This is a genomic window from Micrococcus sp. Alg238-R198, from assembly GCF_900537135.1.
GTDB lineage: Bacteria > Actinomycetota > Actinomycetes > Actinomycetales > Micrococcaceae > Micrococcus > Micrococcus luteus.
The window spans coordinates 80,050-103,285 of sequence record NZ_UNRH01000003.1 but is presented as its reverse complement, the minus strand read 5'-3'; the positions used below and the strand labels follow the sequence as shown (position 1 = coordinate 103,285).

The window sequence follows — 23,236 nt, the reverse complement described above, 5'->3', positions numbered from 1 at the left end:
TGGAACCGGACTGGCCCTCGTGAGGCCGGGATTTCCCCAACCCCGCACCATCCGAGTAGACTCAGTCAAGTTGTCAGCACGTCGCAGGCGGCTGAGCAGTCTTCTTGACGATGAACCAGTTCTTAGGAGGAACTAGTGGCAAAGGCAAAGTTCGAGCGGACGAAGCCGCACGTCAACATCGGCACCATCGGCCACGTTGACCACGGCAAGACCACGCTGACCGCCGCCATCTCGAAGGTCCTGTACGACAAGTACCCGGACCTGAACGAGGCCCGTGACTTCGCGACGATCGACTCCGCCCCCGAGGAGCGTCAGCGCGGCATCACCATCAACATCTCCCACGTGGAGTACCAGACCGAGAAGCGTCACTACGCCCACGTGGACGCCCCCGGTCACGCCGACTACATCAAGAACATGATCACCGGCGCCGCTCAGATGGACGGCGCGATCCTCGTGGTCGCCGCCACCGACGGCCCGATGGCCCAGACCCGTGAGCACGTGCTCCTGGCCCGCCAGGTCGGCGTGCCGGCCCTGCTCGTGGCCCTGAACAAGTCCGACATGGTCGAGGACGAGGAGCTCCTCGAGCTCGTCGAGATGGAGGTCCGCGAGCTGCTGTCCTCCCAGGACTTCGACGGCGACGAGGCCCCGGTCATCCGCACCTCCGGTCTGAAGGCCCTCGAGGGCGACGCCCAGTGGGTCAAGTCCGTCGAGGACCTCATGGAGGCCGTGGACGAGTTCATCCCGGACCCGGTCCGCGACAAGGACAAGCCGTTCCTGATGCCGATCGAGGACGTCTTCACCATCACCGGTCGTGGCACCGTGGTGACCGGTCGCGCCGAGCGCGGCACCCTGAAGATCAACTCCGAGGTCGAGATCGTCGGCATCCGCGACGTGCAGAAGACCACCGTCACCGGCATCGAGATGTTCCACAAGCAGCTCGACGAGGCCTGGGCCGGCGAGAACTGCGGTCTGCTGCTGCGCGGCCTGAAGCGCGACGACGTGGAGCGCGGCCAGGTCGTGGTGGAGCCGGGCTCCATCACCCCGCACACTAACTTCGAGGCGAACGTCTACATCCTGTCCAAGGACGAGGGTGGCCGTCACAACCCGTTCTACTCGAACTACCGCCCGCAGTTCTACTTCCGCACCACCGACGTCACCGGCGTCATCACGCTGCCCGAGGGCACCGAGATGGTCATGCCCGGCGACACCACCGAGATGTCGGTCGAGCTCATCCAGCCGATCGCCATGGAGGAGGGCCTCGGCTTCGCCATCCGCGAGGGTGGCCGCACCGTGGGCTCCGGCCGCGTCACCAAGATCACCAAGTGATCTGACGCATCCCGTCTCGTGGCTCCGTTGAGCCGCTGACGTGCGACGCCCCCGTCTCCGGGTCTTCCGGAGGCGGGGGCGTCGCCGTGTCCGACGACGGCGCGGCGGCGGCGGCTAGGCTGGGGAGCATGCCTAAACTGCTCATCCTCATCGTGGTGCTCGCCGTGGCCGTCGTGGCCGTGCGCTGGGCGCTGCGGACCTTCCGTCCCGAGATCGACCGTGCCCGGCGCATCCGGCGCGCGAACCGCGGCGGGGAGCTGGAGCGATGAGCCTGCCCGGCCCGCGCCGCCTCTTCGCCGTCACGGCGATGGCCGAGATGTTCACCTGGGCCGGTCTGCTGATCGCCATGGGCCTCAAGTACGGCGGAGTCACGGAGCGGATGGTGCCGATCGCCGGCGGCGTCCACGGCTTCGTGTTCCTCTGCTACCTCGTGGTGACGGTCGCCGTGTGGATCGATGGGCGGTGGCCCGTGGCCCGCGGACTCCTCGGCCTCGGTTCGACGATCGTCCCGTTCATGACGGTCCCGTTCGAGCGGGCCCAGCGGCGGCGCGGCGAGCCGGCGTCGCGGTGGCAGGTCGTGGACCGCGCGCCGGGGGAGCGGGGGCCCCTCGAACGGCTTCTCGTCGTGGTGCTGCGCCATCCGGTGGTCAGCGCGCTCCTGGCGGTCGCCGTGGTCGCCGTCGTCTTCACCCTGCTGCTCAATGCCGGCCCGCCCACCGAGTGGGGCCGCTGAGCCCGGGGGACCGCCGGGCCCGGCCCGCCGATTGGCGGACTGGGCCCGCTTCTGTCTATACTGATTCGGTTGCTCAAGCGCCATTGCGCTGTCGTCGTGTGTCTCGCGGCGGCAGCTCGGCCCAGATGTGACGTCACCACTCCGACCCGCCACAGGCGTGTGCCCTCCCAGGAATGCGACACGCCCGACCGCGTGGACCGGAGTCCGGCGGCGGCGAGGAACCCGGTCCGACCGGATTCGCCCCGCGCGGGTGGAGGACAAGAAGGCGGGCACGATCCGCCGCACAGGGACAGGAACAGCACACCCGACGAGAGAGGCGTGACGCCATGGCGGGACAGAAGATCCGCATCCGGCTGAAGTCGTACGACCACGAGGTCATCGACGTCTCGGCCCGCAAGATCGTTGACACGGTCACGCGCGCAGGCGCGACGGTGGTCGGCCCCGTGCCGCTGCCGACGGAGAAGAACGTGTACTGCGTTATCCGTTCTCCCCACAAGTACAAGGACAGCCGCGAGCATTTCGAGATGCGCACCCACAAGCGGCTCATCGACATCATCGACCCGACCCCGAAGGCCGTCGACTCGCTCATGCGACTGGACCTGCCCGCGGACGTCAACATCGAGATCAAGCTCTGAGAGGGAGGTGCTGAGAGACTATGACCAACACCCAGAACATCAAGGGCCTGCTGGGCACGAAGCTCGGCATGACCCAGGTCTGGGATGAGGACAACAAGCTCATCCCTGTGACCGTGGTCAAGGCAGACCCGAACGTCGTCACCCAGCTGCGCTCCGAGGAGACCGACGGCTACACCGCCGTGCAGATCGCCTACGGCCAGATCGATCCCCGCCGCGTGACCAAGCCCCTGGCCGGTCACTTCGAGAAGGCCGGCGTGACCCCGCGTCGCCACCTCGTCGAGCTGCGCACCGCCGACGCCGCCGAGTACTCGCTCGGCCAGGACGTGACCGTGGAGGTCTTCGAGGCCGGCCAGAAGGTCGACGTCGTGGGCACCACCAAGGGCAAGGGCTTCGCCGGCGCCATGAAGCGCCACGGCTTCGCCGGTGTGGGCGCCTCGCACGGCCAGCACAAGAACCACCGCAAGCCCGGCTCCGTGGGCGGCGCGTCCACCCCCGGCCGCGTGTTCAAGGGCCAGCGCATGCCCGGTCGCATGGGCGCCGTGCGCCAGACCACCATGAACCTGACCCTCCACGGCATCGACGTGGAGAACAACCTCCTGCTGATCAAGGGCGCGGTGCCCGGCTCCAAGGGCCAGGTCGTGCTCGTCCGCAGCGCCGTGAAGGGAGCCTGAGACCATGGCTGAGAACTCCGTGAAGACCGTCCAGGTCGATCTGCCCGCCGAGCTCTTCGACGTGCAGTCCAACGTGCCGCTCATGCACCAGGTCGTCGTCGCCCAGCTCGCCGCCGCCCGTCAGGGCACGCACAAGACGAAGCGCCGCGGCGAGGTGTCCGGTGCCGGTCGCAAGCCGTTCAAGCAGAAGGGCACCGGCCGCGCACGTCAGGGCTCCATCCGCGCCCCGCACATGACCGGTGGTGGCGTCGTCCACGGCCCGACCCCGCGTGACTACTCGCAGCGCACCCCCAAGAAGATGAAGGCCGCCGCCCTGCGCGGTGCCCTGTCGGACCGCGCCCGCAACGGCCGCGTCCACGTCATCGAGGCCCTCGTGTCCGGGACCACCCCGTCCACCAAGGCCGCCAAGGCGGGCCTCGCGTCCCTGAACACCGGCCGCAAGAACGTGCTGCTGGTGATCGACCGGGCCGACGACGTCGCCGCCCTGTCCGCCCGCAACCTGCCCGCGGTCCACACCCTGTACGCCGACCAGCTGAACACCTACGACGTGCTCGTCTCCGACGACGTCGTGTTCACCCAGGCGGCCTACGAGGCGTACGTGGCCCAGGCTTCCGGCGCCAAGAAGGAGGATGCCCAGTGAGCGGCTCCATCAACAAGGATCCCCGCGACGTGATCATCGCTCCCGTCGTGTCGGAGAAGAGCTACGGTCTGATCGACGAGGGCAAGTACACCTTCCTGGTCGACCCGCGCTCCAACAAGTCCGAGATCAAGCAGGCGGTGGAGCGCATCTTCAACGTCGACGTGGCCTCGGTCAACACCCTGAACCGTTCCGGCAAGCGCCGTCGCACCCGCTTCGGGTGGGGCCAGCGCAAGTCCACCAAGCGTGCCATCGTCACGCTCAAGGACGGGACCATCGACATCTTCGGAGGTCCGCTCGCCTGATCGGCGTGCGGAGACCACTTAATCGAGGAACTGACACATGGCTATCCGTAAGTACAAGCCGACCACCCCGGGCCTGCGTGGCTCGTCCGTGGCCGACTTCGCAGAGATCACCCGGTCCACGCCGGAGAAGTCCCTTCTCCGTCCGCTGCACAAGACCGGCGGCCGCAACAACACCGGTCGCATCACCACCCGTCACAAGGGCGGCGGCCACAAGCGCCAGTACCGCCTGGTCGACTTCCGTCGCCACGACAAGGACGGCGTGCCCGCCACCGTCGCGCACATCGAGTACGACCCGAACCGCACCGCCCGCATCGCGCTGCTGCACTACGCGGACGGCGCCAAGCGCTACATCCTGGCCCCGGCCAAGCTGAAGCAGGGCGACGTGGTCGAGGCCGGCCCGAACGCCGACATCAAGCCCGGCAACAACCTGCCGATGCGCAACATCCCCGTGGGCACCACCATCCACGCGGTGGAGCTGCGCCCCGGCGGCGGCGCCAAGATGGCCCGCTCCGCCGGCGCGTCCGTGCAGCTGGTCGCCCGCGAGGGCAAGTACGCCCAGCTGCGCCTGCCCTCCGGTGAGATCCGCAACGTCGACGTGCGCTGCCGCGCCACGATCGGCGAGGTCGGCAACGCCGAGCAGTCGAACATCAACTGGGGCAAGGCCGGCCGCATGCGCTGGAAGGGCGTCCGCCCGACCGTCCGCGGCGTCGTCATGAACCCGGTCGACCACCCGCACGGCGGTGGCGAGGGCAAGACCTCCGGCGGTCGTCACCCCGTCAACCGGAACGGCAAGCCCGAGGGCCGCACGCGTCGTCCGAACAAGGAAAGCGACAAGCTCATCGTGCGTCGCCGTCGTACCGGCAAGAACAAGCGATAAGGGAGCAGGGAAGACATGCCTCGCAGCCTGAAGAAGGGCCCCTTCGTCGATCAGCACCTCTACCTGAAGGTTCTGGCCGAGAACGAGAAGGGCAGCAAGAACGTCATCAAGACCTGGTCCCGCCGGTCGATGATCATCCCGGACATGCTGGGTCACACCATCGCGGTCCACGACGGACGCAAGCACGTCCCGGTGTTCGTCACCGAGTCCATGGTGGGTCACAAGCTGGGCGAGTTCGCCCCGACCCGGACCTACCGCGGCCACGTGAAGGACGACAAGAAGGGCAAGCGCCGCTGAGCCTGAGGGCACAGCACGCTTGACCTTCTCGAGAATCGAAAGAGAGAAGCAATGGAAGCCAAGGCAATTGCGCGCCACCTGCGCGTGACGCCGATGAAGGCCCGGCGCGTCGTCGACCTGGTCCGTGGCAAGCAGGCCACCGAAGCACTGGCCATCCTGAAGTTCGCCCAGCAGGGCGCTTCGGAGCCGGTGTACAAGCTGGTGGCCTCCGCGGTGGCGAACGCCCGCGTCAAGGCGGACCGCGAGGGCCAGGCCTTCGACGAGGACGCCCTCTACATCACCGAGGCCTTCGTGGACGAGGGCCCGACCATGAAGCGGTTCCAGCCCCGTGCTCAGGGCCGCGCGTACCGCATCAACAAGCGCACGAGCCACGTGACCGTGGTCGTCGCGTCCAAGGACGAGAAGGGTGGGAACTGACAATGGGCCAGAAGATCAACCCCAACGGGTTCCGCCTCGGCATCACCACCGACCACGTCTCGCACTGGTTCGCGGACTCCCACAAGGAGGGCCAGCGCTACGCTGACTTCCTCAAGGAGGACGTCAAGATCCGCGAGCTGATGACCACCGGCATGGAGCGCGCCGGCATCTCCAAGGTGGAGATCGAGCGCACCCGTGACCGCGTGCGCGTGGACATCCACACCGCGCGTCCGGGCATCGTGATCGGCCGCCGCGGCGCCGAGGCCGACCGCATCCGCGGTGAGCTCGAGAAGCTCACCGGCAAGCAGATCCAGCTGAACATCCTCGAGGTCAAGAACCCCGAGACCGATGCCCAGCTGGTGGCGCAGGGTGTGGCCGAGCAGCTCGCCTCGCGCGTGGCGTTCCGCCGCGCGATGAAGAAGGCGATCCAGTCCGCCATGCGCGCCGGCGCGCAGGGCATCCGCATCCAGTGCTCCGGCCGCCTCGGCGGCGCCGAGATGAGCCGCTCGGAGTTCTACCGCGAGGGTCGCGTGCCGCTGCACACCCTCCGCGCGAACATCGACTTCGGCAAGTTCGAGGCCAAGACCACCTTCGGCCGCATCGGCGTGAAGGTCTGGATCTACAAGGGCGACCTGACCGCCAAGGAGCTCGCGGCCAAGGAGGCCGCGCAGCCCTCCGGCCGTGGCCGTGGCGGCGAGCGCCGTGGCGGCGGCGAGCGTCGTCGTCGCAACGATCGCGCCGAGCGTGCTCCCCGCCAGGAGAACGCCGGCGCCGGCGCCGAGACCCCGGCCGCCGCTCCCGCTGAAGGAGGCAACGCCTGATGCTGATCCCCCGTCGCGTCAAGCACCGCAAGCAGCACCACCCCAAGCGTTCCGGCGCCGCCAAGGGCGGCACCACCGTGACGTTCGGCGAGTGGGGCATCCAGGCGCTCACGCCGGCCTATGTGACCAACCGTCAGATCGAGGCCGCCCGTATCGCCATGACCCGCTACATCAAGCGTGGCGGCAAGGTCTGGATCAACATCTACCCGGACCGTCCGCTCACCAAAAAGCCCGCCGAGACCCGCATGGGCTCCGGCAAGGGCTCGCCGGAGTGGTGGGTCGCCAACGTCAAGCCCGGACGCGTGCTCTTCGAGCTGTCGGGTGTCACGGAGGACGTCGCCCGCGAGGCGCTCCGCCTGGCCATCCACAAGCTGCCGCTGAAGGCCCGTATCATCCGTCGAGAGGGTGGTGAGTGATCCCATGGCGATCGGCACCAAGGATCTGAACGTCGAGTCCCTGGACGGGATGGACAACGCCCGCCTGCTGGAGGCCCTGAAGTCCTCCAAGGAGGAGCTGTTCAACCTGCGCTTCCAGGCCGCCACCGGTCAGCTGGACAACGCCAGCCGGCTGAAGGCCGTCAAGCGTGACATCGCGCGCATCTACACGATCCTGCGCGAGCGCGAGCTGGGCATCCGCGGCGATGTCGCCGCCGAGGCGCAGGCCGAGAAGAACGAGGAGGCTGCCAAGTGACCGAGCAGACCCCGGCCGTCTCCGAGGAGCGCGGCTACCGCAAGGCCCTCCGTGGCATCGTCGTCTCCGACAAGATGGACAAGACCATCGTCGTCGAGGTCGAGGACCGCAAGAAGCACTCGCTCTACGGCAAGGTGCTGAAGACCTCGAAGCGCGTGAAGGCGCACGACGAGGACAACACCGCCGGCGTGGGCGACCGCGTCCGCCTCGCCGAGACCCGCCCGCTGTCCGCCTCCAAGCGGTGGCGTCTGGTGGAGGTCGTCGAGCGCGCCAAGTGATCGACCCGGCCCCCTGAGGGCCGGCGACGCAGAGGGCCGCCCCGTGCACTGGCACGGGGCGGCCTTGTGCGTTAGACTCTGATATTCGTGCGCCCTCTCGTTGGCAGGACCATCCATCCTGTGTGCCGAGGGCCGCGCACGCCGATCCCGGATCCGCCTCGGCCCTGCCCTGCGCGCCCCTCCGCTCTCGACCTCCCCGACGCTGTCTGAACACGCGTCGCCGGGGGACGACGGCGGGCGGCCCGCCTCGGGGGAGGGGTAAGCGTCCCGGGATGCCCGTTCAACCGTTCCGCAAGGCTCGCCCATCGTGGGGGAGAACCGGCGCGACGCTAGGAGAGACAAGTGATCCAGCAGGAGTCGCGGCTCAAGGTCGCCGACAACACCGGTGCGAAGGAAATCCTGACCATCCGTGTTCTCGGCGGTTCCGGACGCCGCTACGCAGGCATCGGCGACACCATCGTCGCCACCGTGAAGGACGCCATCCCCGGCGGCAACGTCAAGAAGGGCGACGTCGTCAAGGCCGTGGTGGTCCGCACCCGCAAGCAGTCCCGCCGTCCCGACGGCTCGTACATCAAGTTCGACGAGAACGCGGCGGTCATCCTGAAGACCGACGGCGAGCCCCGTGGCACGCGCATCTTCGGCCCCGTGGGTCGCGAGCTGCGTGACAAGAAGTTCATGAAGATCGTGTCGCTCGCCCCGGAGGTGATCTGACCTCATGGCCAAGATCAAGAAGGACGACCTCGTCCAGGTCATCAGTGGCAAGGACAAGGGCAAGCAGGGCAAGGTCCTGCGCGTGTTCCCGGCGGATGAGCGCGTGCTCGTCGAGGGCGTGAACCGCGTGACCAAGCACCTGCGCGCCGGCCAGGACAACAACGGTTCCACCGAGGGCGGCCTGCAGGTCGTCGAGGCCCCGATCCACATCTCGAACGTGGCCGTGGTGGACCCGGAGACCAAGAAGCCGACCCGTGTGGGCTACCGCTTCGAGACCGTCGAGAAGGACGGCGTGAGCAAGACCGTGAAGGTCCGCTTCGCCAAGGCCTCGGGGAAGGAGCTGTGATGACCGAGGTGCAGCAGACCGAGAAGGTCACCCCGCGTCTGAAGACCAAGTACCGCGACGAGATCCGCGGCGCCCTGCAGGAGCAGTTCCAGTACGGGAACGTCATGCAGGTGCCGGGTCTCGTGAAGGTCGTCGTCAACATGGGCGTCGGCGAGGCCGCCAAGGACTCCAAGATCATCGACGGCGCGGTCGCCGACCTCACCGCCATCACCGGCCAGAAGCCGATGATCACCAAGGCCCGCAAGTCCATCGCGCAGTTCAAGCTGCGTGAGGGCATGCCCATCGGCACGCACGCCACCCTCCGTGGCGACCGCATGTGGGAGTTCCTGGACCGCCTGGTCACGCTCGCGCTGCCGCGCATCCGTGACTTCCGCGGCCTGTCCGACCGCCAGTTCGACGGCAACGGCAACTACACCTTCGGCCTGTCCGAGCAGACCGTGTTCCACGAGATCGATCAGGACAAGATCGACCGCGTGCGCGGCATGGACATCACCGTGGTGACGACCGCCAAGAACGACGACGAGGGCCGCGCGCTGCTGAAGGCGCTGGGCTTCCCGTTCAAGACCGACCAGTAAGACCTCCACGCCACAGGTCCTCCACCGGTGAACCGGTGGCGGAAACCACGGCGAGAAAGGGCGTGAAGCCCACATGACCATGACCGATCCCGTCGCAGACATGCTGACCCGTCTGCGCAACGCAAACTCGGCCTACCACGACACCGTGTCCATGCCGTCCTCGAAGCTGAAGACTCGCGTCGCCGAGATCCTCAAGGCCGAGGGCTACATCCAGGACTGGCGCGAGGAGGAGGCCGAGGTCGGCAAGAAGCTGACCATCGACCTGAAGTTCGGCCCGCAGCGTGAGCGTGCGATCGCCGGCCTGCGCCGCATCTCCAAGCCGGGCCTGCGCGTGTACGCGAAGTCCACGAACCTGCCCCACGTGCTGGGCGGCCTCGGCATCGCCATCCTGTCCACCTCCTCTGGTCTCCTCACGAACCAGCAGGCCGCCAAGAAGGGCGTGGGCGGAGAAGTCCTCGCCTACGTCTGGTGACGGGCAAGACGGAAGAAAGGCTGAACTGACATGTCTCGAATCGGACGTCTCCCGATCACCATCCCCGCCGGCGTCGATGTGACCATCGACGGCGACCGCGTCTCCGTGAAGGGCCCCAAGGGCCAGCTCGAGCACTCGCTGCCCACGCCCATCACGGTCACCCTCGAGGAGGGGCAGGTCACCGTGGCCCGCCCCGACGACGAGCGTGAGTCCCGTTCCCTGCACGGTCTGACCCGCACCCTCATCAGCAACATGGTCGAGGGCGTGACCAACGGCTTCTCCAAGCAGCTCGAGGTCGTCGGCACCGGCTACCGCGTGCAGGCCAAGGGCCAGGACCTCGAGTTCGCCCTGGGCTACTCCCACCCCGTCCCGGTGAAGGCGCCCCAGGGCATCACCTTCACGGTGGAGGGCAACAAGGTCACCGTCGCCGGTATCGACAAGCAGCAGGTCGGCGAGACCGCCGCCAACATCCGCAAGCTGCGCCGCCCCGACCCGTACAAGGGCAAGGGCGTGCGCTACGCGGGCGAGCAGATCCGCCGCAAGGCCGGAAAGGCAGGTAAGTGATGTCTACTCTGAAGGTGAAGGGCAAGGGCAAGTTCAACGCCCGCACCCGCCGCCACCTCCGGGTGCGCAAGCGGATCTCCGGCACCACCGTCCGTCCCCGCCTCGTCGTCAACCGCTCTGCACGGCACATGTTCGTGCAGGTCGTGGACGACACGCAGAGCCGTACGCTCGCGTACGCCTCCACCATGGAGGCCGACGTGCGTGCGCTCGAGGGCGACAAGACGGCCAAGGCCAAGCGCGTGGGCGAGCTCGTCGCCGAGCGTGCCAAGGCGGCCGGCATCGATGCCGTGGTCTTCGACCGCGGCGGCAACAAGTACCACGGGCGCGTCGCGGCCGTGGCCGACGGTGCGCGAGAGGGTGGGCTGCAGCTGTGACCGAGAACATCAACCAGAAGGACACTCAGGTGACCGAGAGCACCGAGACCACCGTCTCCGAGACCGGGTCGGGCTCGGCGAGCCAGACCACCGAGCGCGCCACCGGTGGCCGCGGCGGTCGCGACGGCGGCCGCGGTGGCCGTGACGGCGATCGTCGTGGCGGCCGTCGCGACGACCGCAACCGTCGTGGCGCCCAGGACGACGAGAAGGACCAGTTCCTCGAGCGCGTCGTGGGCATCAACCGCGTCTCCAAGGTCGTCAAGGGCGGCCGCCGCTTCTCCTTCACCGCCCTCGTGGTGGTGGGTGACGGCGACGGCACCGTCGGCGTCGGTTACGGCAAGGCGAAGGAGGTCCCCGCCGCGATCCAGAAGGCCGTGGAGGAGGCCAAGAAGTCCTTCTTCCGCGTCCCCCGCGTCGGCTCCACCATCCCGCACCTGGTGCAGGGTGAGGACGCCGCCGGCGTCGTGCTGCTCCGCCCGGCCTCCCCGGGTACCGGCGTGATCGCCGGCGGTCCGGTGCGCGCCGTGCTCGAGTGCGCCGGCATCCACGACGTGCTGTCCAAGTCCATGGGCTCCGTGAACGCGATCAACATCGTGCGCGGCACCGTGGACGCCCTCAAGAAGCTGGAAGAGCCCCAGGCCGTCGCCGCCCGCCGCGGCAAGGCCCTGGACGAGATCGCCCCCCATGCGATGCTGCGCACCATGGAGAACGATCGCGCCCAGAAGAGCGCGAAGGCAGGTGCGTGAGCCGTGTTTGAGCCCACTCGCAAGAACATCCAGCCCTCGGACGCCACCCTGGTCATCACCCAGACCCGCGGCGTCACGGGCTCCAAGCAGAACCATCGGGACACCCTGCGCTCGCTGGGCCTGAAGCGGATCGGCCACCAGGTCACCCGCAAGGCCGACGCGGTGACGGTCGGCATGGTCAACACCGTGCCGCACCTGGTGTCCGTGGAGGAGGTCAACAATGGCTGACAACGACGCCATCAAGGTCCACGACCTGCGTCCGGCCCCCGGTGCCAAGACCGCCAAGACCCGCGTGGGTCGCGGTGAGGCGTCGAAGGGCAAGACCGCCGGTCGCGGCACCAAGGGCACCAAGGCCCGTTACCAGGTCCGTGCGGGCTTCGAGGGCGGCCAGCTGCCCCTGCAGATGCGTCTGCCGAAGCTCCGCGGCTTCAAGAACCCGTTCCGCACGGAGTACCAGGTCGTGAACCTGGACAAGCTCTCCGCGCACTTCCCCGAGGGCGGTGAGGTCACCGTGGACGCGCTCGTGTCCAAGGGCCTCGTCCGTCGTGGCCAGCCCGTGAAGGTGCTGGGCACGGGGGAGATCACCGCGGCCGTGCAGGTGAAGGCGAACGCCTTCTCCTCGTCCGCCGTGGAGAAGATCCAGGCCGCCGGCGGGTCCACCGAGACCCTCTGACACGCCGACCCATCGACCGAGGGCCCTGGCCCGGAGCAGCCGCTCCGGACCAGGGCCCTCGGTCCGTCCGTGTAGACTCGCACAGCGGCCGCCCCGGTGTGGCCGCCGTCTCGTGCCCCCGCCCCGCGGCCGGCGCACGCCCCACAGGACCACCGCAGGAGGACTCGTGCTCAAGGCCATCGCCCGGATCGTCCGGACGCCTGACCTGTTGCGGAAGATCGCCTTCACGCTCGGGCTCATCGCCGTCTATCGGATGGGCGCCTTCGTGCCGGCCCCCGGGGTGGACTACCCGGCGGTGCAGCAGTGCCTCGCGGCGGGCAACGCCCAGGGCGGCCTGTACTCCTTCGTGAACATGTTCTCGGGCGGGGCGCTCCTGCAGGTGTCCGTCTTCGCGCTGGGCATCATGCCCTACATCACGGCGTCGATCATCGTGCAGCTGCTGCGCGTGGTGATCCCTCGCTTCGAGCAGCTCCATCAGGAGGGCCCGCAGGGCCAGGCGACGCTGACGCAGTACACCCGCTACCTGACCCTCGCCCTCGCCCTGCTGCAGGCGACCACGATGGCCTCGCTTGCCCGCACCGGGGCGCTGCTCGGATGCAGCCTGCCGCTGCTGCGCGACGGCTCCATCCTCACGGTGCTGCTCGTGGTCATCGCCCTGACCACCGGCTGTCTCATCGTCATGTGGTTCGGCGAGCGGATCACCGAGAACGGCGTGGGCAACGGCATGTCCCTGCTCATCTTCACCTCCATCGCGGCAGGCTTCCCGGCCGGTCTCGGCCAGGTGGTCCAGACGCAGGGCTGGCGCGTGTTCGCGATCGTCATGGGGATCGGCCTGCTCACCATGCTGGCCATCGTCTTCGTGGAGGAGTCGCAGCGCCGGATCCCGGTCCAGTACGCCAAGCGGCAGATCGGCTCACGGACCGTGGGCGGGTCGAGCACCTACATCCCGGTCAAGGTGAACATGGCCAACGTCATCCCGGTCATCTTCGCCTCCTCCGTGCTGATGCTCCCGGGCATCCTCATCCAGTTCAACACGCCGCAGGACGGCAGTGCGCCGGCCCCGTGGATCACGTGGCTGAGCCGGTACTTCGGCTCCGGTGACCACCCGGTGTACATGGCCCTGTACTTCCTGCTCATCATCGGCTTCACGTACTTCTACGTGTCCATCACGTTCAACCCGGTGGAGATCTCGGACAACATGAAGCGCTACGGCGGCTTCATCCCCGGCGTCCGCGCCGGCCGGCCCACCGAGCGTTACCTGCAGTACGTCATCAGCCGCATCACGTTCGTGGGTGCCCTCTACCTCGGTATCGTGGCCATGATCCCGCTGATCGCCTTCGCGGTGATCGGCACCAGCCAGAACTTCCCGCTCGGCGGCACGTCCATCCTCATCATGGTGGGCGTCGGCCTCCAGACCGTGAAGCAGGTCAGCGCACAGATGGAGCAGCGCCACTACGAGGGCCTGCTGCGCTGAGCCCCGACCCGATCCCGCAACGCCGTCCGTATCGACAGTGAGGAACACACGATGACCCGCATGCTGCTCATGGGCCCTCCCGGTTCCGGCAAGGGCACCCAGGCCACCCGGATCGCCGACAAGCTGGGGATCGTCCCGATCTCCACCGGTGACATCTTCCGCCACAACGTCAAGTCGATGACGCCGCTCGGCGTCGAGGCCAAGAGGTACATCGACAACGGCGACTTCGTCCCCGATGAGGTCACGAACCGCATGGTCGCGGACCGCATCGCCCAGGCCGACGCGGAGCACGGCTTCCTGCTGGACGGCTACCCGCGCACGAAGGGCCAGGTCGAGGCGCTGGACGCCATGCTCGCCGAGGCCGGCCAGTCGCTGTCCGCCGTCGTCGAGCTGGAGGTGCCCGACGAGGAGCTCGTGGAGCGCCTGCTCAAGCGTGCCGAGATCGAGGGCCGCGCGGACGACACCCAGGAGGTCATCGAGCACCGCCTGGACCTGTACCATCGCGAGACCGAGTCCGTCATCCAGGAGTACGTGGAGCGCGGCATCGTCGCCCGCGTGGACGGCACCGGCCAGATCGACGACGTCACCGAGCGCCTGCTGCAGGCCGTGTACTCCGTGCGCTCCGCCACGGGCTCCCTGCCCCTGATCCAGCCGGGTGCGGAGTCCTGACCCCGTGATCGGCCGCCGCTCGCTCGAGCTCAAGACCGCCCCCCAGCTGCTGGCCATGCAGCGCGCGGGGGTGGTCCTGTCCGAGGCACTGGACGCCACGCTGGCCGCGGCCGCGCCGGGCGTCACCACCGCGGAGCTGGACGCCGTGTTCGCGGGTGTGCTGGCCGAACGCGGTGCGACCTCCAACTTCCTGGGCTACTACGACTTCCCGGCCTCGATCTGCACCTCGGTCAACGAGGAGGTCGTGCACGGCATCCCCGGAGACCGGGTCCTGCAGACCGGCGACGTGCTGAAGGTCGACGGGGGCGCGATCGTGGACGGCTGGCACGCCGACTCGGCCCGCACGGTGATCCTGGGCTCCTCCGCGGCCGGCACCGCGGACCCGGCCGACGAGCGCCTCTCGGCGATCACGCGGGAGGCGCTCTGGGTCGGCATCGCGGCCTTCGCCTCCGCCACCCACGTCGGGGACATCGGGGACGCCATCGACGACTTCGTCACCGCGCAGCCGGGCGAGGAGCTCGGCATCCTCGAGGAGTACGTGGGGCACGGCATCGGCTCGGCCATGCACCTGCCGCCGGACGTGTTCAACTACCGCACCGGCCACCGGGGGCCCAAGATCCGCCCCGGTCTGGCACTCGCCATCGAGCCGATGCTGGTGCGTGGCTCCATCGACACGAAGGTGCTCGCGGACGACTGGACCGTGGTGACCCTCGACGGCGCCCGCGCGAGCCAGTGGGAGCACTCGGTCTGCCGGCACGACGGCGGCCTGTGGGTGCTCACCGCGCCCGACGGCGGCGCCTCCGAGCTCGCCCGGTTCGGCGTGGTCCCGGTCCCGCCGGGGGAGTGAGGGGCCCGAGCTGTCGGCCGTCCGTCCCGCCCGTCCGGCGGGCCGGGCGGCCGTCGTCGTCCGTGCTGGTTCTCAGACCGAGAATGCGGTATCATCGAACGTTGTTCGTGTGCGCGCACTCGTGTGCGCCGGCGAGCAGACCCGTTCCCGCCCCGTCATCCGGCCCTCCGCGGCCGTGCCCGGGGCATGACGATTGTGGAGGACATGGCTAAGAAGGAAGGTGTCATCGAGGTCGAGGGCACGGTGTCGGAGGCATTGCCGAACGCGATGTTCCGGGTCCGTCTGCAGAACGAGCACGTCGTGCTCGCCACGATCTCCGGAAAGATGCGTCAGCACTACATCCGCATCCTCCCCGAGGATCGCGTCGTGGTGGAGCTTAGCCCGTACGACCTCAACCGGGGTCGGATCGTGTACCGATACAAGTAAGAACCCCCGTCCAAGCGAGCGCAGGAGGAAGAGCCGTGAAGGTTCAGCCGAGCGTGAAGCGGATTTGTGACAAGTGCCAGGTCGTGCGCCGTAAGGGCCGCGTGCTGGTGATCTGCTCGAACCCGCGCCACAAGCAGCGCCAGGGCTGATCGCCTCCCCGGGAGCCCGGGGAGCGACGCCGTCGCGTTGACCACACCACCCACCGGCCATCGGGCCGAACAGCAGGGACAGCGGTCCCCCCCGTGAGGGGAGGGCCCCCACCTCCGGCCGCAGGGGCCGGAGACCGACGACGGCGGACGCCCGCCGCGGAGCACGCCGGATCTTCCCCGGCGCCGCGACGACGGGTCCGCGAGGCCCAGTGCCGCGTCGTACGGGACGTCCCTGGTGCAGACCCCTGCTGCAGAAGAACAGGAGGACGGCCACATGGCTCGTCTTGCAGGCGTTGACATTCCGCGCGAGAAGCGCGTGATCATCGCACTCACGTACATCTACGGTGTGGGCAAGACCCGCGCTGAGGAGACCCTCGCCGCCACGGGCATCGACCCGAACATCCGCGTGAAGGACCTCTCCGACGAGCAGCTGGTGCAGCTGCGCGACCACATCGAGGGCAGCTACAAGGTGGAGGGCGACCTCCGCCGCGAGGTGGCCGCCGACATCCGTCGCAAGGTGGAGATCGGCTCCTACGAGGGCCTGCGCCACCGCCGCGGCCTGCCGGTGCGCGGCCAGCGCACGAAGACCAACGCCCGTACCCGCAAGGGCCCCAAGAAGACGGTCGCCGGCAAGAAGAAGTGATCCTGCGCCGGCGGTGACCGCGTCCACGTCCGGACGCCCCGCCCGCAGCATCAGCACCAGCAGCTTTCCCGGAGGAGAATCACATGCCCCCCAAGACTCGCGCATCGGCTGCCCGCAAGCCGCGTCGCAAGGCCAACAAGAACATCACCGTGGGCCAGGCCCACATCAAGAGCACGTTCAACAACACCATCGTGTCCATCACGGACACCACGGGTGCCGTCATCTCCTGGGCCTCGTCCGGCGAGGTCGGCTTCAAGGGGTCGCGCAAGTCGACCCCGTACGCCGCGCAGATGGCCGCCGAGCAGGCCGCCAAGCGTGCGCAGGAGCACGGCATGAAGAAGGTGGACGTCTTCGTGAAGGGTCCGGGCTCGGGCCGCGAGACCGCCATCCGCTCCCTGCAGGCCGCCGGCCTCGAGGTGGGGTCCATCCAGGACGTCACCCCCATGGCCCACAACGGCGCTCGCCCGGCGAAGCGCCGCCGCGTCTGACCTGAGCGCTGTGTCCGCGTCCGCCCCCGTCCGGGGCGGGCGCGGACAGGTCTGCGGACCTGCCCCCACCCCGTCCTCGTTTCCACCCACCGCGTGCGTCATATGGCGGACGCTCGCCGAAAGGAAATGTCCGTGCTCATTGCACAGCGCCCCACGCTGACCGAAGAGGTCGTCTCCGACCGTCGTTCCCGGTTCGTCATCGAGCCCCTGGAGCCCGGCTTCGGCTACACCCTCGGCAACTCCCTGCGCCGCACTCTGCTCTCGTCGATCCCCGGTGCTGCCGTGACCAGCATCCGCGTGGACGGCGTGCTGCACGAGTTCAGCACCGTCAACGGAGTCAAGGAGGATGTCACCGAGATCATCCTCAACATCAAGAAGCTCTCCGTCTCCTCGGAGAACGACGAGCCCGTGGTGGCCTACCTGCGCAAGCAGGGGGCCGGCGTCGTCACCGCCGCGGACATCACCGCGCCGGCCGGCGTCGAGATCCACAACCCGGACCTGCACATCGCGACCCTGAACGCGAAGGGCAAGTTCGACATGGAGCTGACCATCGAGCGCGGTCGCGGCTACGTGACCGCCGCCCAGAACAAGTCCGCGGATGCGGAGATCGGCCGCATCCCGGTCGACTCCATCTACTCCCCGGTCCTCAAGGTGACCTTCAAGGTCGAGGCCACCCGTGTGGAGCAGCGCACCGACTTCGACCGTCTGATCCTGGACGTGGAGACCAAGGAGAACATGCTGCCGCGTGACGCGGTGGCCTCTGCCGGCTCCACCCTGGTCGAGCTGTTCGGCCTGGCCCGCTCGCTCAACGTCGAGGCCGAGGGCATCGACCTGGGCGACGAGCCCGAGGTCGTCGAGGGCTCCGCCGACCTGGCCCAGCCGATCGAGGAGCTCGAGCTCACCGTGCGCTCGTACAACTGCCTCAAGCGCGAGGGCATCCACACCGTGGGCGAGCTCGTGGGCCGGTCCGAGGCCGACCTGATGGACATCCGCAACTTCGGCGCGAAGTCCATCGACGAGGTCAAGGAGAAGCTCCAGGAGCTGGGCCTGTCCCTCAAGGACTCGCCGGCCGGCTACGACCCGCAGGCGCACGCGCGCCAGATGGACGACGACCCGTTCTCGGACTTCTGAGCCGATCCCGCACCACCTGACATCTTCGACCCGACGCCGCAGCCGGCTGAAGGGTCCCACCCGAGGAGAAACACCATGCCTACCCCCACCAAGGGTCCGCGTCTGGGCGGCAGCCCGGCCCACGAGCGCATCATGCTGGCGAACATGTCCGCCCAGCTGTTCGAGCACAAGTCGATCACCACGACGCTCACCCGCGCCAAGCGCCTGCGCCCCTACGCCGAGCGCCTGATCACCTTCGCCAAGAAGGGCGATCTGCCGGCCCGCCGCAAGGTGCAGGGTCTCATCGCCGCCAAGAACCGCACCAACAAGGCGGTCGTGCACGAGCTGTTCACCGTGATCGGCCCCGCGATGGCCGAGCGCAACGGCGGCTACACCCGCATCACCAAGATCGGCAACCGCCATGGCGACAACGCGCCCATGGCCGTGATCGAGCTGATCATGGACCCGATCTCCGGCAAGCAGGCCGTGGTGCGTGAGGCCGAGCAGGCCGCCGCGTCCGCGCCGGCCGCCCCGGCCGAGTCCACCCCGGTGGAGGCCGTCGACCCGGCCGCCACCGAGGAGGTCACCGTGGCCGAGTCGCAGGAGACCGCCGCCGAGATCGACGGCGCCGTGCCCACCACCGAGGACGGCTCGGCTCCGGCCGAGGCCACCATCAAGGGCAACGCCAGCTCGAAGAAGTACCACGTCCCCGGCTCGCGCTGGTATGACCAGACCACCGCCGAGGTCTGGTTCTCCACCGTCGAGGAGGCCAAGGCCGCGGGCTTCGAGCCCGCCGGTGGCGAGGCCGCCCAGAAGATGGCCTGACGCCATCGCGGGAGTCCGCGTCCGTCCCCGTGACGACGCATCGGCGAAGGGCCGTCCACCACTCGGTGGGCGGCCCTTCGCCGTCCCCGGCCCCGCCCCGCTGAGAGGAGCAGCATGAGCGAGCAGCACCGCCCGGACGCCCCGTCGGCGCCCGGGGAACCCGCGTCCGTGCGAGTCCGCCTGGACCTGGCCTACGACGGCGGCACCTTCCACGGCTGGGCCCGCCAGCCCGGTCTCGACTCGGTCCAGGGTGCGCTGGAGGACGGGCTCGAGCGGATCCTGCGCCGACCCGTGCGCACGGTGGTCGCCGGCCGCACCGACGCGGGGGTGCACGCGCGCGGCCAGGTCGTCCACCTCGACCTGACCGAGACGGAGTGGGCGGGCCTGACCCGCGGCCGGCCCGGCCTGGAGCCGGCCACCTCCCTCACCCGACGCCTCGGCGGGGTGCTCTCCGGGTGGGGCGGGGCCGTCGTCGTGCACGGGGCGCGGCGGGCCCCCGCGGGCTTCGACGCGCGGTTCAGCGCGCTGTGGCGCGAGTACGAGTACCGGATCGACGACGCACCCGCCGCGCGTGATCCGCGCACGCGGGGCTTCACCCACTGGCACGGCGCCGCCCTGGACGATCGCCTCATGGCGCTGGAGGCCGACGCCGTCCTCGGACTCCACGACTTCCTGTCCTTCTGCCGGCCCCGCGCGGGCGCCACGACCATCCGCGAGGTCCAGCACCTGGAGGTGCGACGCGATGAGGACGGCGTCGTGCGCGTCCGGATCCGGGCCGACGCGTTCTGCCACAACATGGTCCGGGCCATCGTCGGGGCGCTGCTGCAGGTGGGGGAGGGGGCCCGCGAGCCCGGCTGGCTCGCGCACCGGGTGGCGAGGCCGGCCCGCGACTCCGAGGTGCGCCTCGCCCCGCCCGGGGGGCTGACGCTGCTCGCCGTCGGCTATCCCGACGAAGCGGAGGAGCTGCGCCGGCGCGCCGAGGGCACCCGGGCGAAGCGGACCCTGTGAGCCGGGGTCGCCCGCGGCGGCGGCTTTTGGCTCCGGGGCCCGCGTTCGGTAGGATGGGTGGACGTTGCGCATGCCCGCACCCGGATGCGTCGTGCCGCGAGTGGCTCAGTTGCATGGCCTTCAGCTCGCGCCGCACCCCCGGGGCATCGGGCCCGGACGCCTTCCAGCCCTCACCTGGGGGACCGGCGCGCACGGAGAACTGACAGCGCGAGCGCGCCGGAATCACGACCCGGCGGGCAGGTGCTGTGGACCACCACCGACCCTGAAGGCAGACAACGTGCGTACGTACTCTCCCAAGCCTGGTGACGCCGACCGTCAGTGGCACATCATCGATGCCACCGACGTCGTCCTCGGCCGCCTGGCCTCCCACACCGCCGCCCTCCTGCGCGGCAAGCACAAGCCGACGTTCGCCCCCCACATGGACATGGGCGACTACGTCATCATCGTGAACGCCGAGAAGGTCGCCCTCACCGGCGCCAAGCTCGAGAAGAAGCGCGCCTACCGCCACTCGGGCTACCCGGGCGGCCTGAAGTCGCAGTCCTACGCCGAGCTGCTCGAGACCAACCCGGTCCGCGCCGTGGAGAAGGCCGTCAAGGGCATGCTCCCGAAGAACTCGCTGGCCGCCCAGCAGCTCTCCAAGCTGAAGGTGTACAAGGGCGCCGAGCACCCGCATACCGCCCAGCAGCCCCAGACCTTCGAGATCGGCCAGGTCGCCCAGTGACCCCGGCGGGCCACTGACGCAGACCTTCCCTGAGGAGAACCATGAGCATCAACGAGAACGACGACGTGGAGCTGACGAGCTACACCTCTGAGTCCACCGCCGCCGCCGAGGCCCCCGTCGCCTCCGAGCGCCCGGCCCTGACCGTGCCCGGCTCCGCCGTCGGCCGCCGCAAGGAGGCCGTGGCCCGCGTGCGCCTCGTCCCCGGCTCCGGCCAGTGGACCATCAACGGCCGCGCCCTGGAGAACTACTTCCCGAACAAGCTGCACCAGCAGGAGGTCTCCGACCCCTTCACGCTGCTGGAGCTGACCGGCGCCTACGACGTGATCGCCCGCATCCACGGCGGCGGCCCCTCCGGCCAGGCCGGTGCGCTGCGCCTGGGCATCTCCCGCGCCCTCAACGAGATCGACCGCGAGCACAACCGCCCGGCGCTCAAGAAGGCCGGCTTCCTGACCCGCGACGCCCGCGTCATCGAGCGCAAGAAGGCCGGCCTCAAGAAGGCCCGCAAGGCCTCGCAGTTCTCGAAGCGCTGATCCTGCGCCGCACGGTGTCCCCACCGTGCCCCCGCCGACGCCCCGTCCCGCTCCTCACGAGCGGGGCGGGGCGTCCGCCGTCTCCGTGGGCCGGCGGCACCTGACCCAGGGGTAATATGAAGGCGCATGGCGACGACGCCATGACGGGCCGCTCGCCCGTCCGGTGCGCGGTCCGATCGGAGACACCCTCAGGAGCCGCCGTGGCCGAGAACACGAGTCCCACGCCCGACCCCCGCACCCGTGGCGAGCACGGCACGGAGCACGCCGCGCAGGCCCCCTTCGCCGTGACCCGTGACTACGCCGCCGAGGTGGACGAGATCCGGGAGCTGGGCCGCAAGCTCGGCGGGGAGAAGAAGACCCCCACCCCGGACCCGCAGGCCTGGCGTGAGGGCTACCCGTACAAGACCAAGCTCAGCCGCAAGAGCTACGAACGACGCAAGCGCGAGCTGCAGATCGAGCTGCTGAAGATGCAGCTCTGGGTCAAGGAGACCGGCCAGAAGGTCCTGATCATCTTCGAGGGCCGGGACGCCGCCGGCAAGGGCGGCGCCATCAAGCGCTTCAACGAGCATCTCAACCCCCGCGGCGCCCGGACCGTGGCCCTGGAGAAGCCCACGGAGGAGGAGGCCTCGCAGTGGTACTTCCAGCGCTACATCCGGCACCTGCCCTCCGGCGGCGAGATCGTGATGTTCGACCGCTCCTGGTACAACCGGGCCGGCGTCGAGCGCGTCATGGGCTACTGCACGGCGCAGCAGTACCTCGAGTTCATGCGTGAGACCCCTGAGCTGGAGCGCATGCTCGTCAACTCCGGCGTGCACATCATCAAGTTCTGGTTCTCCGTGTCCCAGCGCGAGCAGCTCAACCGCTTCGCCGCGCGGGAGACCGACCCCGTGCGTCGCTGGAAGCTCTCGCCCACCGACCTGGCCTCCCTGGACAAGTGGGACGACTACACGAACGCGAAGGAGGCCATGTTCTTCTACACGCACACGGCCGACGCCCCGTGGACCGTCGTGAAGTCGAACGACAAGAAGCGCGCCCGCCTCGAGGCCATCCGCCATGTGCTGCACACGCTGCCCTACCCGGACAAGGACGAGCGCATCGTCCACCGCCCCGACCCGCAGATCTGCGGCCCGGCCAACGAGCTGGCCGAGTACGGCGAGGTCTCCGGCGGATCGTTCCCGCGCGTGCGCTGACCGGGCCGCGCACGACGGCGCCCCTCACCTTCCGGGGAGGGGCGCCGTCGTGGGGAGCGGGGGCGGGTTCAGCCGCGCTCCTCCTCCACGTACTCCGGGGTGACGTGGGCGTCGTCGAAGAGGTTGTCCGCCCCGAAGCCCTCCGAGACGTGGTACTCGCCCGAGGCCAGGGAGAGGCGGACGTCCTCGCGCAGGATCGGCAGCTTGGCGTAGAACGCGTCGCCGCAGCAGCTGGTGGCGGTGACGTCGCGGTGGCCGATGATGCGGGACGGCGGCAGCTCGTACTGCTGGCAGATGTAGGCGACGAGCGGCACCAGGCCGGCGTAGAGGCTCTGCGGCGGCGGGTTCAGCATGTACAGCCCCTCGCACTCGATGCCGAGCGCATACGCGTTGAACCCGAGCGCGTGGACGCCGAGCATGAACGTCTGTCCGCCCTCGAGCGCGTGCCGGGAGCCGTGGCGGCCCTCCATCGCAAAGCCGCCGCGGGAGACGGTGAAGTGCTGCCCGGTGTCGCCCCAGTCGTTCGCGGGGCTCATGTGCGCGTTCTGGACCACCTGCGCGATGCTCTCCGCCGCCTCCCGGGAGCCGTCCGTGACGTTCGGCGTGGTGGTGTGGTGGATCACCAGGTAGGAGGGGCGCTCGTTCAGGGTCTGCAGGTAGTAGTTGGGCTGCATGGCGCCCCACTGCGCGGTGGTGATGATGTCCGGGGCGGGCAGACGGGTGGCCTGCTCGTCGCCCTCCGAGCTCTGCTCGGCCTGCTCATCACGCCCGCAGCCGGCCACGCCGGCGGCGATCGCCAGGCCCGTGCCGCCCAGCACGCTGCGGCGCGTCCAGGAACGGGGGAGCGGGGGCGGGGTCACGTCGGGCATGGATCGAGGTCCTTCGGGTTCGGGGCGGGGCCTCCCGGGCGGATGTGAGCGGACGGGCGCGCGGCCGCGGGGGCTCGACCGCTCCGATGCTACCGCCCCCGGGCCTATTTCGTGACCCTCCCGTGATGCGGGCCGCAGA

The 23,236-nt window shown here is 69.3% G+C and carries 37 protein-coding genes; 36 read left to right on the top strand and 1 reads right to left on the bottom strand.

The annotated features are described in order from the left end of the window. The first annotated feature begins 135 nt into the window (after positions 1-135). The 36 genes from tuf (at position 136) to ppk2 (ending at position 22,228) form a co-directional block, all read left to right on the top strand. A complete protein-coding gene (gene tuf / locus G6R13_RS04040; RefSeq protein ID WP_036381538.1) occupies positions 136-1,326 on the top strand; it encodes an elongation factor Tu in 1,191 nt (396 codons plus the stop codon). A 128-nt stretch (positions 1,327-1,454) separates the two neighbouring features. Further along, complete coding sequence (locus tag G6R13_RS12205) at positions 1,455-1,595, top strand: hypothetical protein (RefSeq protein WP_178329101.1); 141 nt, start codon at positions 1,455-1,457, stop codon at positions 1,593-1,595. Further along, the gene (locus G6R13_RS04035) at positions 1,592-2,059 is read left to right on the top strand and encodes a DUF3817 domain-containing protein (RefSeq protein WP_041103558.1); all 468 of its coding nucleotides are present in this window, start codon (positions 1,592-1,594) and stop codon (positions 2,057-2,059) included. Before G6R13_RS12205 ends, G6R13_RS04035 begins: the two co-directional genes overlap by 4 nt. 326 nt (positions 2,060-2,385) lie before the next feature. Continuing rightward, entirely contained in the window at positions 2,386-2,694 is a 309-nt protein-coding gene (gene rpsJ / locus G6R13_RS04030; RefSeq protein WP_002857463.1) for a 30S ribosomal protein S10, read from the top strand. A 20-nt stretch (positions 2,695-2,714) separates the two neighbouring features. Then, complete coding sequence (rplC, locus tag G6R13_RS04025) at positions 2,715-3,365, top strand: 50S ribosomal protein L3 (protein WP_036317759.1); 651 nt, start codon at positions 2,715-2,717, stop codon at positions 3,363-3,365. 4 nt (positions 3,366-3,369) lie between these two features. Next, positions 3,370-4,005, top strand: coding sequence for a 50S ribosomal protein L4 (rplD, locus tag G6R13_RS04020; RefSeq protein WP_041103272.1), 636 nt, complete (start codon positions 3,370-3,372; stop codon positions 4,003-4,005). Next, a complete protein-coding gene (rplW, locus tag G6R13_RS04015) occupies positions 4,002-4,307 on the top strand; it encodes a 50S ribosomal protein L23 (protein WP_002857471.1) in 306 nt (101 codons plus the stop codon). Before rplD ends, rplW begins: the two co-directional genes overlap by 4 nt. 37 nt (positions 4,308-4,344) lie before the next feature. Beyond that, on the top strand, positions 4,345-5,184 hold the full coding sequence (rplB, locus tag G6R13_RS04010; RefSeq protein WP_010080386.1) for a 50S ribosomal protein L2: 840 nt from the start codon (positions 4,345-4,347) through the stop codon (positions 5,182-5,184). Between the two features lie 15 nt (positions 5,185-5,199). Next, positions 5,200-5,481, top strand: coding sequence for a 30S ribosomal protein S19 (gene rpsS, locus G6R13_RS04005; protein ID WP_002857475.1), 282 nt, complete (start codon positions 5,200-5,202; stop codon positions 5,479-5,481). A 51-nt stretch (positions 5,482-5,532) separates the two neighbouring features. Beyond that, positions 5,533-5,898 carry a 50S ribosomal protein L22 gene (rplV, locus tag G6R13_RS04000; protein ID WP_017487837.1) on the top strand — a complete coding sequence of 122 codons (366 nt, stop codon included), beginning with the start codon at positions 5,533-5,535 and terminating at the stop codon, positions 5,896-5,898. A 2-nt stretch (positions 5,899-5,900) separates the two neighbouring features. Next, on the top strand, positions 5,901-6,719 hold the full coding sequence (rpsC, locus tag G6R13_RS03995; RefSeq protein ID WP_002857479.1) for a 30S ribosomal protein S3: 819 nt from the start codon (positions 5,901-5,903) through the stop codon (positions 6,717-6,719). Next, a complete protein-coding gene (gene rplP, locus G6R13_RS03990; RefSeq protein WP_036317764.1) occupies positions 6,719-7,135 on the top strand; it encodes a 50S ribosomal protein L16 in 417 nt (138 codons plus the stop codon). Before rpsC ends, rplP begins: the two co-directional genes overlap by 1 nt. A gap of 4 nt (positions 7,136-7,139) precedes the next feature. Further along, positions 7,140-7,409, top strand: a complete 270-nt coding sequence (gene rpmC, locus G6R13_RS03985; RefSeq protein ID WP_036317766.1) for a 50S ribosomal protein L29 — start codon at positions 7,140-7,142, stop codon at positions 7,407-7,409. Beyond that, entirely contained in the window at positions 7,406-7,687 is a 282-nt protein-coding gene (rpsQ, locus tag G6R13_RS03980; protein ID WP_163721093.1) for a 30S ribosomal protein S17, read from the top strand. Before rpmC ends, rpsQ begins: the two co-directional genes overlap by 4 nt. Positions 7,688-8,029: 342 nt before the next feature. Continuing rightward, the gene (gene rplN / locus G6R13_RS03975) at positions 8,030-8,398 is read left to right on the top strand and encodes a 50S ribosomal protein L14 (protein WP_002857487.1); all 369 of its coding nucleotides are present in this window, start codon (positions 8,030-8,032) and stop codon (positions 8,396-8,398) included. Between the two features lie 4 nt (positions 8,399-8,402). Beyond that, entirely contained in the window at positions 8,403-8,744 is a 342-nt protein-coding gene (gene rplX, locus G6R13_RS03970; protein ID WP_036317770.1) for a 50S ribosomal protein L24, read from the top strand. Then, entirely contained in the window at positions 8,744-9,319 is a 576-nt protein-coding gene (gene rplE, locus G6R13_RS03965) for a 50S ribosomal protein L5 (RefSeq protein WP_036317773.1), read from the top strand. The genes rplX and rplE overlap by 1 nt, the downstream gene beginning before the upstream one ends. A 73-nt stretch (positions 9,320-9,392) precedes the next feature. Beyond that, the gene (gene rpsH / locus G6R13_RS03960; RefSeq protein WP_002857494.1) at positions 9,393-9,791 is read left to right on the top strand and encodes a 30S ribosomal protein S8; all 399 of its coding nucleotides are present in this window, start codon (positions 9,393-9,395) and stop codon (positions 9,789-9,791) included. A 30-nt stretch (positions 9,792-9,821) separates the two neighbouring features. Then, complete coding sequence (gene rplF, locus G6R13_RS03955) at positions 9,822-10,355, top strand: 50S ribosomal protein L6 (RefSeq protein WP_036317775.1); 534 nt, start codon at positions 9,822-9,824, stop codon at positions 10,353-10,355. Then, positions 10,355-10,729, top strand: coding sequence for a 50S ribosomal protein L18 (gene rplR / locus G6R13_RS03950; protein WP_044659552.1), 375 nt, complete (start codon positions 10,355-10,357; stop codon positions 10,727-10,729). Before rplF ends, rplR begins: the two co-directional genes overlap by 1 nt. Next, the gene (gene rpsE, locus G6R13_RS03945; protein WP_002857500.1) at positions 10,726-11,475 is read left to right on the top strand and encodes a 30S ribosomal protein S5; all 750 of its coding nucleotides are present in this window, start codon (positions 10,726-10,728) and stop codon (positions 11,473-11,475) included. Before rplR ends, rpsE begins: the two co-directional genes overlap by 4 nt. A gap of 3 nt (positions 11,476-11,478) precedes the next feature. Beyond that, a complete protein-coding gene (rpmD, locus tag G6R13_RS03940; RefSeq protein WP_002857502.1) occupies positions 11,479-11,703 on the top strand; it encodes a 50S ribosomal protein L30 in 225 nt (74 codons plus the stop codon). Further along, complete coding sequence (rplO, locus tag G6R13_RS03935) at positions 11,696-12,148, top strand: 50S ribosomal protein L15 (protein ID WP_002857504.1); 453 nt, start codon at positions 11,696-11,698, stop codon at positions 12,146-12,148. The genes rpmD and rplO overlap by 8 nt, the downstream gene beginning before the upstream one ends. A 166-nt stretch (positions 12,149-12,314) precedes the next feature. Then, positions 12,315-13,622 carry a preprotein translocase subunit SecY gene (gene secY, locus G6R13_RS03930; protein ID WP_012751035.1) on the top strand — a complete coding sequence of 436 codons (1,308 nt, stop codon included), beginning with the start codon at positions 12,315-12,317 and terminating at the stop codon, positions 13,620-13,622. Positions 13,623-13,673: 51 nt separating this feature from the next. Beyond that, on the top strand, positions 13,674-14,291 hold the full coding sequence (locus tag G6R13_RS03925) for an adenylate kinase (RefSeq protein WP_095694863.1): 618 nt from the start codon (positions 13,674-13,676) through the stop codon (positions 14,289-14,291). Positions 14,292-14,295: 4 nt separating this feature from the next. Beyond that, positions 14,296-15,138, top strand: a complete 843-nt coding sequence (map, locus tag G6R13_RS03920; protein ID WP_098094590.1) for a type I methionyl aminopeptidase — start codon at positions 14,296-14,298, stop codon at positions 15,136-15,138. A 204-nt stretch (positions 15,139-15,342) separates the two neighbouring features. Next, positions 15,343-15,564, top strand: a complete 222-nt coding sequence (gene infA / locus G6R13_RS03915) for a translation initiation factor IF-1 (RefSeq protein ID WP_010080397.1) — start codon at positions 15,343-15,345, stop codon at positions 15,562-15,564. 35 nt (positions 15,565-15,599) lie between these two features. After that, a complete protein-coding gene (gene rpmJ, locus G6R13_RS03910; RefSeq protein ID WP_002857509.1) occupies positions 15,600-15,713 on the top strand; it encodes a 50S ribosomal protein L36 in 114 nt (37 codons plus the stop codon). A gap of 274 nt (positions 15,714-15,987) precedes the next feature. Beyond that, positions 15,988-16,356 carry a 30S ribosomal protein S13 gene (gene rpsM, locus G6R13_RS03905; protein ID WP_017487821.1) on the top strand — a complete coding sequence of 123 codons (369 nt, stop codon included), beginning with the start codon at positions 15,988-15,990 and terminating at the stop codon, positions 16,354-16,356. 83 nt (positions 16,357-16,439) lie between these two features. Then, entirely contained in the window at positions 16,440-16,844 is a 405-nt protein-coding gene (gene rpsK / locus G6R13_RS03900; protein ID WP_002857513.1) for a 30S ribosomal protein S11, read from the top strand. Positions 16,845-16,976: 132 nt separating this feature from the next. Continuing rightward, the gene (locus tag G6R13_RS03895) at positions 16,977-17,975 is read left to right on the top strand and encodes a DNA-directed RNA polymerase subunit alpha (protein WP_049146318.1); all 999 of its coding nucleotides are present in this window, start codon (positions 16,977-16,979) and stop codon (positions 17,973-17,975) included. 75 nt (positions 17,976-18,050) lie between these two features. Continuing rightward, positions 18,051-18,779 (top strand): 50S ribosomal protein L17, encoded by a 729-nt coding sequence (gene rplQ, locus G6R13_RS03890; RefSeq protein ID WP_078025925.1) that lies wholly within the window; start codon positions 18,051-18,053, stop codon positions 18,777-18,779. A 114-nt stretch (positions 18,780-18,893) separates the two neighbouring features. Continuing rightward, positions 18,894-19,787, top strand: coding sequence for a tRNA pseudouridine(38-40) synthase TruA (gene truA / locus G6R13_RS03885; RefSeq protein WP_163721092.1), 894 nt, complete (start codon positions 18,894-18,896; stop codon positions 19,785-19,787). 277 nt (positions 19,788-20,064) lie between these two features. Further along, entirely contained in the window at positions 20,065-20,508 is a 444-nt protein-coding gene (gene rplM, locus G6R13_RS03880; RefSeq protein ID WP_036337972.1) for a 50S ribosomal protein L13, read from the top strand. Between the two features lie 41 nt (positions 20,509-20,549). Further along, complete coding sequence (gene rpsI / locus G6R13_RS03875; protein ID WP_036317791.1) at positions 20,550-21,038, top strand: 30S ribosomal protein S9; 489 nt, start codon at positions 20,550-20,552, stop codon at positions 21,036-21,038. 200 nt (positions 21,039-21,238) lie between these two features. Further along, positions 21,239-22,228, top strand: coding sequence for a polyphosphate kinase 2 (gene ppk2 / locus G6R13_RS03870; protein ID WP_163721090.1), 990 nt, complete (start codon positions 21,239-21,241; stop codon positions 22,226-22,228). Positions 22,229-22,296: 68 nt separating this feature from the next. Here the strand turns inward: ppk2 and G6R13_RS03865 are convergent, their stop codons facing one another. Then, positions 22,297-23,097: a peptidoglycan recognition family protein gene (locus tag G6R13_RS03865; protein WP_163721087.1), complete on the bottom strand. Its 801-nt coding sequence runs from the start codon at positions 23,095-23,097 to the stop codon at positions 22,297-22,299. Positions 23,098-23,236: the final 139 nt, after the last annotated feature.

Excerpts from the sequence above, each read along its gene's own strand:
- G6R13_RS12205 (WP_178329101.1), top strand. The coding sequence starts at position 1,455 with ATGCCTAAACTGCTCATCCTCATCGTGGTGCTCGCCGTGGCCGTCGTG.
- G6R13_RS04035 (WP_041103558.1), top strand. The coding sequence starts at position 1,592 with ATGAGCCTGCCCGGCCCGCGCCGCCTCTTCGCCGTCACGGCGATGGCC.
- rpsJ (WP_002857463.1), top strand. The coding sequence starts at position 2,386 with ATGGCGGGACAGAAGATCCGCATCCGGCTGAAGTCGTACGACCACGAG.
- rplC (WP_036317759.1), top strand. The coding sequence starts at position 2,715 with ATGACCAACACCCAGAACATCAAGGGCCTGCTGGGCACGAAGCTCGGC.
- rplD (WP_041103272.1), top strand. The coding sequence starts at position 3,370 with ATGGCTGAGAACTCCGTGAAGACCGTCCAGGTCGATCTGCCCGCCGAG.
- rplB (WP_010080386.1), top strand. The coding sequence starts at position 4,345 with ATGGCTATCCGTAAGTACAAGCCGACCACCCCGGGCCTGCGTGGCTCG.
- rpsS (WP_002857475.1), top strand. The coding sequence starts at position 5,200 with ATGCCTCGCAGCCTGAAGAAGGGCCCCTTCGTCGATCAGCACCTCTAC.
- rplV (WP_017487837.1), top strand. The coding sequence starts at position 5,533 with ATGGAAGCCAAGGCAATTGCGCGCCACCTGCGCGTGACGCCGATGAAG.
- rpsC (WP_002857479.1), top strand. The coding sequence starts at position 5,901 with ATGGGCCAGAAGATCAACCCCAACGGGTTCCGCCTCGGCATCACCACC.
- rplP (WP_036317764.1), top strand. The coding sequence starts at position 6,719 with ATGCTGATCCCCCGTCGCGTCAAGCACCGCAAGCAGCACCACCCCAAG.
- rpmC (WP_036317766.1), top strand. The coding sequence starts at position 7,140 with ATGGCGATCGGCACCAAGGATCTGAACGTCGAGTCCCTGGACGGGATG.
- rplX (WP_036317770.1), top strand. The coding sequence starts at position 8,403 with ATGGCCAAGATCAAGAAGGACGACCTCGTCCAGGTCATCAGTGGCAAG.
- rplE (WP_036317773.1), top strand. The coding sequence starts at position 8,744 with ATGACCGAGGTGCAGCAGACCGAGAAGGTCACCCCGCGTCTGAAGACC.
- rpsH (WP_002857494.1), top strand. The coding sequence starts at position 9,393 with ATGACCATGACCGATCCCGTCGCAGACATGCTGACCCGTCTGCGCAAC.
- rplF (WP_036317775.1), top strand. The coding sequence starts at position 9,822 with ATGTCTCGAATCGGACGTCTCCCGATCACCATCCCCGCCGGCGTCGAT.
- rplR (WP_044659552.1), top strand. The coding sequence starts at position 10,355 with ATGTCTACTCTGAAGGTGAAGGGCAAGGGCAAGTTCAACGCCCGCACC.
- rplO (WP_002857504.1), top strand. The coding sequence starts at position 11,696 with ATGGCTGACAACGACGCCATCAAGGTCCACGACCTGCGTCCGGCCCCC.
- G6R13_RS03925 (WP_095694863.1), top strand. The coding sequence starts at position 13,674 with ATGACCCGCATGCTGCTCATGGGCCCTCCCGGTTCCGGCAAGGGCACC.
- infA (WP_010080397.1), top strand. The coding sequence starts at position 15,343 with ATGGCTAAGAAGGAAGGTGTCATCGAGGTCGAGGGCACGGTGTCGGAG.
- rpsM (WP_017487821.1), top strand. The coding sequence starts at position 15,988 with ATGGCTCGTCTTGCAGGCGTTGACATTCCGCGCGAGAAGCGCGTGATC.
- rpsK (WP_002857513.1), top strand. The coding sequence starts at position 16,440 with ATGCCCCCCAAGACTCGCGCATCGGCTGCCCGCAAGCCGCGTCGCAAG.
- rplQ (WP_078025925.1), top strand. The coding sequence starts at position 18,051 with ATGCCTACCCCCACCAAGGGTCCGCGTCTGGGCGGCAGCCCGGCCCAC.
- truA (WP_163721092.1), top strand. The coding sequence starts at position 18,894 with ATGAGCGAGCAGCACCGCCCGGACGCCCCGTCGGCGCCCGGGGAACCC.
- rpsI (WP_036317791.1), top strand. The coding sequence starts at position 20,550 with ATGAGCATCAACGAGAACGACGACGTGGAGCTGACGAGCTACACCTCT.
- G6R13_RS03865 (WP_163721087.1), bottom strand. The coding sequence starts at position 23,097 with ATGCCCGACGTGACCCCGCCCCCGCTCCCCCGTTCCTGGACGCGCCGC.